General features: G+C 61.0%; 9 protein-coding genes. 1 reads left to right on the forward strand and 8 read right to left on the reverse strand.

All coding sequences use genetic code 11. The annotated features are described in order from the left end of the window. Positions 1–38: 38 nt before the first annotated feature. The 8 genes from ACX80Q_RS14055 to ACX80Q_RS14090 all read right to left on the reverse strand — a co-directional run bounded on the left by ACX80Q_RS14055 (position 39) and on the right by ACX80Q_RS14090 (position 6,546). The gene (locus ACX80Q_RS14055; protein WP_459331154.1) at positions 39–917 is read right to left on the reverse strand and encodes a hypothetical protein; all 879 of its coding nucleotides are present in this window, start codon (positions 915–917) and stop codon (positions 39–41) included. A gap of 9 nt (positions 918–926) precedes the next feature. Beyond that, a complete protein-coding gene (locus ACX80Q_RS14060) occupies positions 927–1,478 on the reverse strand; it encodes a TerD family protein (protein WP_459331155.1) in 552 nt (183 codons plus the stop codon). Further along, a complete protein-coding gene (locus ACX80Q_RS14065) occupies positions 1,466–2,023 on the reverse strand; it encodes a hypothetical protein (protein ID WP_459331156.1) in 558 nt (185 codons plus the stop codon). Before ACX80Q_RS14065 ends, ACX80Q_RS14060 begins: the two co-directional genes overlap by 13 nt. A gap of 36 nt (positions 2,024–2,059) precedes the next feature. After that, entirely contained in the window at positions 2,060–3,253 is a 1,194-nt protein-coding gene (locus ACX80Q_RS14070; RefSeq protein ID WP_459331157.1) for a toxic anion resistance protein, read from the reverse strand. Between the two features lie 240 nt (positions 3,254–3,493). Next, entirely contained in the window at positions 3,494–4,075 is a 582-nt protein-coding gene (locus tag ACX80Q_RS14075) for a TerD family protein (RefSeq protein ID WP_459331158.1), read from the reverse strand. Positions 4,076–4,170: 95 nt separating this feature from the next. Then, positions 4,171–4,752 carry a TerD family protein gene (locus tag ACX80Q_RS14080; RefSeq protein WP_459331159.1) on the reverse strand — a complete coding sequence of 194 codons (582 nt, stop codon included), beginning with the start codon at positions 4,750–4,752 and terminating at the stop codon, positions 4,171–4,173. 58 nt (positions 4,753–4,810) lie between these two features. Then, positions 4,811–5,401 (reverse strand): TerD family protein, encoded by a 591-nt coding sequence (locus ACX80Q_RS14085; protein WP_459331160.1) that lies wholly within the window; start codon positions 5,399–5,401, stop codon positions 4,811–4,813. Positions 5,402–5,448: 47 nt separating this feature from the next. Beyond that, on the reverse strand, positions 5,449–6,546 hold the full coding sequence (locus tag ACX80Q_RS14090; protein ID WP_459331163.1) for a DUF475 domain-containing protein: 1,098 nt from the start codon (positions 6,544–6,546) through the stop codon (positions 5,449–5,451). Positions 6,547–6,891: 345 nt separating this feature from the next. Here ACX80Q_RS14090 and ACX80Q_RS14095 point away from each other — a divergent pair, with 345 nt between their 5' ends. Then, positions 6,892–7,926: an adenosine deaminase gene (locus tag ACX80Q_RS14095; RefSeq protein WP_459331161.1), complete on the forward strand. Its 1,035-nt coding sequence runs from the start codon at positions 6,892–6,894 to the stop codon at positions 7,924–7,926. Positions 7,927–8,038 lie beyond the last annotated feature (112 nt).

Genomic DNA, 8,038 nt, shown 5'->3' on the forward strand with positions numbered 1-8,038 from the left:
AAGCTTGGACAGGGGTTGTGGCCGTGAAGTCGCGGAAACTAGCGCCCGTTGCCGGAAGCCGGTGCCCGGTGGGTCATGGAAAAATCAAACTCCGCCCAGATTTGGATGTCGGGCCAGTCATGCGGAACGGGTTCCGCCCGAAGCTCCAGAACATTGCCTATCCGGTGGACCAGCAGCACTATTTGTGTGCCGTCGGTGGCCGGCGGCACGGCAATGGATTCGCCGGAGAACAACCGGACACCCATGGCGGCGCTGCTGCGGTTGATGAAAATGGCGCGGCGCAACTCACGCACATGGCGCAGGGAGATCAGCGCATCCTTGCCGTGATAGCCCACCAGGTCCCGGTTCCCGGCCGTTATGACGGGAGTTCCGGCCGTATGGCCGTCAACAGTGGCCCCACCTGTCACGCGGCGCACGTTTTCCCAGGCGACGGCCGAGCAGCCGGTGACAACCATGGTCCCAACAGCCGACTCTAGCGCGGACAGCCGCAGCACCCGTGCGGCCAGGTTCAGCTCATACAGATCTGCGATGCCCGGGGCGGGGAAGAGCAGCCGGACCTCATGGTCCTCGTTTTGGGCCTTCTCACGCTGGGCTGCCAGCTTTTGTGCCCGCCCATTCGTGGCTGGCACCGGGGCGGCACCGCCCAGCACCAATCCAGCAGGGCGCTGTGTGGCGGTTGAGGCAGCTTGGGTGGGACGTTGCGGTGCCGTTGCTGCCTGTGCCGTTGCTGCCCGTGCCGTGGCGGGCCGGAGTGTGAGCGATGGACTGGCGGCGGAAGAACTGCTGGGAACTGTTGCCGGTGCAGCAATCGGGGCGGGTACAGCAGCAGCGGTGCGCGGGACTTCCTGGGCGCGCCCCGGTTTTATCCGCCGTCGCAGGTAGGGCAGGTCGGTGCGCTGGGTTGAGGGAACATTCACCAGGGGGCCCTACAGACTGATTCCATAGTCCTTGGCCACTCCGGCCAAGCCTGTGCTGTAGCCCTGGCCCAGCGCCCGGAATTTCCAGTCCGTGCGGTGCCTGTACAGTTCGCCGAAGATCATGGCCGTGACGGATGCCAGCTGAACCGCGGCAATGTCAAAGCGCACCAGCTCGCGGTTCTGCGCGTTTGCAACCCGGATATGTGAGCTGCGCACCGAGGCAAAAGTGCCTTGGCCGCGAACCTCGGGATCCACATAGGCGAGGAAAACAATTTTGACAACATCCTGGGGAACCTGGTTGAGCAGAACATCAATTTGTTCCTGGTCCGCGTCGCCAATGAACGTCATGGACGCATCGGCACTGACCAGCTGGTTGAAAAAGACCAGGTGGTCGTTCGAGATTGCCTTCCCGTCTGTGTCGCACATCAACGCGAAAGGCACCAGCTCCACCTGCGGGCCATTGCTGGGGATGGTGTCCCAGCCCATGCCCACCACCACGTGGTCCAGATCTGGATTTTCAGCTGTCAGGGCGGCATTTGCCCCCGCCACTAGTGCTGCCAATTTTGGCCCTCCAGACGCAATGGGTCCCTCTCTTGAACTGGTTGTTGAAGTTGCAGGGCAACATCCTGGGCGGAGAACTTGTCCGCCAAGAAGCGCCCATGGGTGGAGAGTTCCTCCACGGCGCCGATGCGAATCTGGTTCAGCAGGTCCGCCAGAGTTTCCTCAAGGGTGGCCAGTTGCTCCGCAAACATGAACGTTGCCTTCGATTCCTCGTCATGGTGCGCCGAAGGCAGGGCCAGGTACGCCTGCAAGGGCGTTGGCACGTAGCTGGTGATCATGGCGTTGAGTAGCACCCGTTGCTCCGTTGAGCAGCCACGGACACTGATGTCGGCCACAGCCTCCTGCATAAGGTCGCCCAGGTGGCGCAACTGGGATGTGAGCAGGGGAGGCAGCTTGCTCCCGGCCCGGCGCACGGCAGAGCGCAGGCTGTCCACGGCTGTGCCCATCTGGGCAATCTCCTGTGCCACGGGATCTACTGCGGGGAGGTTTGGCAACTGCGGTGCTGACCCGCCACCAAACCTGCCCGCCACAAAACGGCCAATCATCGCACTACCCTTGCTTCGTCGTCGGTACGTTCTAGGCTACTCCCGATCGGTCTGGCGTGACCGCTCAAGGTACGGCTTGGCCTTCGCCAAGCCGTCTTCGAGGGCGTGCACCGTGCCTTCCATGTTCTTGGCGGCGGACGCCCGGAACGTGTCAATGGCGTCCATGGTTTCAAAGACGTTGTCGAAGGCTTTTTGCAGCGTCTCAACGCTGACACCGGAGGTGGCAGCCTGCTGGTGGATGCGCACGGTTTGATCCTTGAGCATCTCACTGGTTTTCAAAATCATGTTGTTCGTGGTGGTGTTGATCGCGTCGATCTGATCCAGCACCATCTTCTGATTGGCCAAGGCCTGGGCCACGATCACGGCTGTGCGCAGTGCCGAAATGGTGGTGGTGCGGGCCCTGTCAACGCCCTTGATCAGTTCAAGGTTGTTCTTGCGGATCAAGTCCATGGCCAGGTAGCCCTGGACGGACACGGCCAGCTGGGTCAGGATGTCCTGGTGGCGCTGGCGGATGGGGTACAGCACATCAGCCTCAAGCTTCTGGGCCTGCTCAATCGCACCTGCGGCGCGGGTGGCGTCGATCTTCTCAACGCAGGCAGCATCCAAGGCCTTGGCGAACACGGCGTATTCGCTCAGGCTCTGCATGGTCTCCCACAGCTTGACCTTTTCCCCTGCCAGGGAAGCGTTGTCCTTGAGCAGTTCGTCCTGGCCGGCCATGAGGGACTTGATGATGGCATCCAACTGGGTCTGGGCGGACTCATACTTCTGGAAGTACTTGGCCAGCTTGTTCCCGCCGGGGATGAAGCCCAGAATCTTGCGCCCCGTGCCGAGATCGGCGTTGTTGGGGGTGAGGCTTTCAACAGTGGAACGGAGGTCGTTCAGGGTGCCTGCCACCTGAGCCTGGGCGCCGTTGCCACTCTTCTTGGCACCTGCCACGGAGGTGCTTGAGCGTTCCAGCATCCGGCTGGAGGCGTCCGAGGAGCTTGTCATTTCCGAGCCGGCCAGCTTGGAAATACCGTCCACCTTGGACGTGAATTCGGGGCTGCGGGCATCGAAGTCCGCAATTTCGGCGATGAAGTCCTTCGCCTGGCGGCTGATCTCCGCCTGACGGTCTGCCGGGACGGGCACCATGCCGGGGGCTTCCTCGGCCACAACAATTCCAGGGGCGTCGGGGGCTTTCAGGACAAGGGCGGTTTCGGCCTCGGAGGGAGGCGTCAAGGGTGAAGTCATAGTCAGATCCAATTTCCAGGGGTGAAGTGGTTGAGCGGGCAGGAGTCTGGGCCCACGCCGGCGAGGGCCCTTGATACAGACGCGCCAGCGGCTGTATCAAGGGGAGGAGCCGGATGGGCCCACGCCGGCGAGGGCCCCGCTGCGAGCTTGCGAGCAGAAGACCAGAAGTCTGGGCCCACAGCTCCGAGGGGCCCCAAATTCAGACGCGCCAGCGGCTGTATCAAGGGGAGGAGATGGGGACTAGCCCATGGGGACGCCGAAGTCGGACACAATTCCGGCTAGGCCGGATGCGTAGCCCTGGCCCACTGCCTTGAACTTCCATTCGGCGCCATTGCGGTAGATCTCCGCAAACAGCATGGACGTTTCCGGTGCGGCGTCTTCGCTGAGGTCAAAGCGGACGATCTCTTTGTCGTTGCTCTGGTTGATGACACGGCAGTAGGCGCCGCGCACTTGGCCAAAGTTCTGCCCGCGGGTGTCCGCCTGGTCGATCGAGACAACAATGACAATGCGCTCAACGTCCGCGGCAACCTTTGTCAGGTCGATCAGGATCTGCTCGTCGTCGCCCGCGCCTTCACCCGAACGGTTGTCACCGAGGTGGGTGACGGAGCCGTCCTTGGCCGTGGGCTGGTTGTAGAAGATGAAGTCATCGGCGGAACGAACCTTGCCGTTGGCGGCGACCATGAGTGCCGAGGCGTCCAGATCAAACGCCTCGCCGGTGGTGGTGCGGGGGTCCCAGCCCAAACCAACCACGGCCTGTTGCAGGCCCGGATCGGTTTTGGTCAGAGAAAGGTTGTTGCCCTTTGCAAGCGTCAATCCAGCCATGAAATCTTGTCCTTACGTTGTTGATATTCGGGGATGGCTTTTCCGTGGAAGAAGAGCCGGTGCGCTGTACCCGTGGTTGGGCCAGGCGTTGGGAGCTAGTCCAGAACAATTCCGTAGTCGGTGGCAATGCCGTGCAGTCCGCTGGCGTAGCCCTGGCCGACGGCGCGGAACTTCCACTCTGCCCCGTTGCGGTAGATCTCGGAAAACACCATGGTGGTTTCCGAGGCGGCATCCTCGGAGAGGTCGTAGCGAACAATCTCGGTGTCGTTGTCCTGGTTAACCACGCGGCAGTAGGCGTCACGGACCTGGCCAAAGTTCTGCCGGCGGGCATCAGCCTGGTCAATGGAGACAACGATGATGACGCGTTCAATGTCCGCGGAGACGGCATTGAGATCGATCAGGATCTGCTCGTCGTCGCCGTCGCCCAGGCCCGTGCGGTTGTCGCCCAAGTGCTTGACGGAGCCGTCCTTGGCCTCGAGCTGGTTGTAGAAGATGAAGTCGTCGTTGTTGCGGACCTTGCCGTTGCTGCCAACCAGCAGGGCTGACGCGTCCAGGTCGAAGGCTTCACCGCTGGTGGTGCGGGGATCCCAGCCCAAACCAACTACTGCCTTGCTCAAACCGGGGTCTGCCTTGGTCAAGGATAGGTTGTTGCCCTTGGAAAGCGTTAGAGATGCCATGAAAACTAAAACTCCTTAGATTCGAAGCTGTTGGAACGAATGAGCTGTTGGCGAAACCCTACAGGGCGCTGGCGGCTGGCTGGATCAAGTCCATGACGGTGCGGCCGTTGGCGCGGTCGCCAATGGCTGTGAACGTCCAGCCCGCAGCGTCACGGGAAACCTTGGCCATGACCATCGCGGTGTGGGTGCCGGCATCCGTCAGCTGGAAGCGGGCAACCTCGGGGGAACCGGGGGTGGAGTCGTCCACCAGGCGGCAGAAGGCGTTCGCCACGGTGTCAAAGGTCTGGCGGCTGTAGCTGCTGATGACAAACACAATTGCTGTGACAGCCGGTGAAACCTTTGCAAGATCAACCAGGATGACCTCGTCGTCGCCGTCGCCCTCGCCCGTGAGGTTGTCGCCTGTGTGCTGGGTGGAGCCGTCCTTGCTCAAGAGCTGGTTGAAGAAGACGGTGTCCACGGCGTTGCCGGTGGCGTCGAAGAGGATTGCCGAGGCATCCAAGTCAACCTCGCCGCCCTTCTTCATGCCGAACAGGCCGCGCTTGGCCGGGGCGGCCGAATCCCAGCCCAAACCCATGCGCACACGGGTGAGTGAGCCGCCGTCGTTCTTCTTCAGTGAGAGTGACTGGCCCTTTTGTAAGCTGAGTCCCATAACGTTTTGCTCCTTTGAAAATGGTGAGAATTGAGTAAAGTGAGGCGTTAGCGCGCAAGCTGGTTCGCTGCGGGCAAACCCGCAGCAGCAACGCGTTTGTTGCGAACAATAGATGAAATAAACGCCGAGCCGATAAACAGCACGCCGATAAGGCCTGTAATGATTTCGTTGATTTCCACGCTGATGGTCAGCAGCAGAATCAGGGCCAGGGCGCCGATGGCCCAATGCGCGCCGTGGTCCAGGTATTCGTAGTCGTCCAAGGTGCCCTCGCGGACTAGGTATACGGTCAGCGAGCGGACAAAGATGGCGCCGATCAGGCCAAGGCCCAGGGCGATGATGATGGGGTCCGAGGTGATGGCGAAGGCGCCAATGACGCCGTCGAACGAGAACGACGCATCAATGACTTCGAGGTAGAGGAACAGCATGAATGCGGCCTTGCCAACAGCCTTGCCCACGCCCCTGGTGTCCTTGCCCTTCGCCGCGGGGAGGGTCAGACCGCCGTCGTCCTCGGTTTCAACATGGAACATGTCGCCCAAGCCACGGACCAGGAAGTACGTGACAAGGCCCAGGATGCCGGAGACGAGGACGTCTATTTCCTTGCCGGGGCGCACCATGGCGGCTGAGGCAACCAGGACCAGCAGACCGATGACCAGGGATGCCCCATTGAGCCGGCCCACGAACGCCAATGGCCGTTCCAGCAGGCCCAACCAACGCAGCTCGCGCTCCTCAAACATGAAGTCAAGGAACAGCATGAGCAGGAAAATTCCGCCAAAAGCGGCGATTTGCGGGTGGGCTTCATGGAGGAGATACGCGTAGGTGCCGGGCTCATGAATGCTGCCCTTTTCCAACGCCAATTGGATGGCCTGGACGGGGTTGAGGTTGGCGGTCACGCCCACAATGAGCAGCGGAAACGCAATGCGCATGCCCACAACCGCTATCAAAATGCCCACGGTGAGGAACATTTTCTGCCAAAAAGCGCTCATCTTTTCAAGGATGCGGGCGTTGACCACCGCGTTGTCGAAGCTCAGGCTTACTTCAAGAACACCCAGGATTGCGCAGAGAATAAGTGCTTCAAGGCCGCCATAAATGAACGCGACAATGAGAGCCACTGCGGAGATCGCGAACGACCACCCAAACGTTTTCATGAACACGCGCTGACAAGCTCCTCAGAAGTTCCCCAAACAATACTGACTCAAGGAATCATGGTCGATGCTCTAACGGACCCCTCCGCCCCGCTGGAGCAGATGGGAAATCGTTCAAACTCAATTATCTCTACTCGCGCTACATATTCCTAATGGAATGGCGGCAATAAAGCTGGGAAAACGCTGGGTATTGGCCGCAAATCGTCGGGGCGCCCGCCTCAGGAGGAATTGGCGAGGTGGGTGCCCGGGCCGGACCGAGATTGTGGACCCGAAACTCTTTGCGAAACGATTCAAGCCATAGCCGGGGACCTGACGGGCGCGGCGGTGCAGCGCCCGTAGACTGGCGCCATGACCACAGCTACCGCAAAAAAGATTGACTCCGCCGCCTTGGTGGCCCTGCCCAAGGCGGAGCTGCACCTGCACATCGAGGGCACCCTGGAGCCGGAGTTGATCCTGGCCCTTGCTGTCCGCAATGGCATCACCTTGCCGTTTTCCACGCTGGAAACGTTGCGCGAGCAGTACCAGTTCAGTGACCTTCAGTCGTTCTTGAACTTGTACTACGCCAACACGGCAGTTTTGATCACCGAGGCGGATTTTTCCGACATGACCCGGGCCTACCTGGCCCGCGCCAAGGAATCCGGGGTGCAGCACGCCGAGATCATGTTTGACCCGCAGGCGCATGTGGCCCGGGGTGTGGAACTTGCGACGGCGGTCAACGGCATCGCGGCCGCGCTGGCTACCAGCGAGGCTGAGTTTGGCATCACCACGGGGTTGATAGCTGCTTTCCTGCGCGATGAGTCGCAGGAGTCGGCGGTTGCTGTTTTGGAGGCCTTGCTGGAAATGCGGGCACCCATCATGGGCATCGGCCTGGATTCCGCGGAGGTGGGGAATCCGCCGTCGAAATTTGTGCGCCTCTATCAGCGGGCCAAGGAAGCTGGCCTGCATCTGGTGGCCCACGCGGGGGAGGAAGGGCCGCCCAGTTACGTGGAGGATGCCCTGGATTTGCTGGGTGTGGAGCGCATTGACCACGGCATCAGGGCTGTGGAAGACAAATTCTTGATCAAGCGGTTGGTGACTGAGCGGGTTCCGCTGACTGTGTGCCCGCTGTCCAATGTGCGCCTGCGGGCCGTGGATACCCTGGCCGCCCATCCCCTGCCGCAGATGATCGCCGCGGGGTTGAATGTGTGCGTGAATTCGGATGATCCAGCGTATTTTGGCGGTTATGTGGGCGCCAATTTCGAGGCACTTGTGGCCGAATTTGAATGGGACGGCGCCACTGTGGCGACATTGGCGCGGAACTCCATCCGCTCCTCCTTTGCCACGACGGAGCGCAAAAACGAGCTGTTGGCGTGCCTTGATGAGTGGAGTGTCGCCCACGGCTGATTCAGGGAGCCGATGCGGGCTCGGGAATCCACGCCTGCGCTTTTGGGGGGGGGGGGGGGGGGGGGGGGGGAGGGGGGGGAGAGCAAAAAAAAAAAAAAAAAAAAAAAAAAAA

Source organism: Arthrobacter sp. HLT1-20 (genome assembly GCF_054510895.1).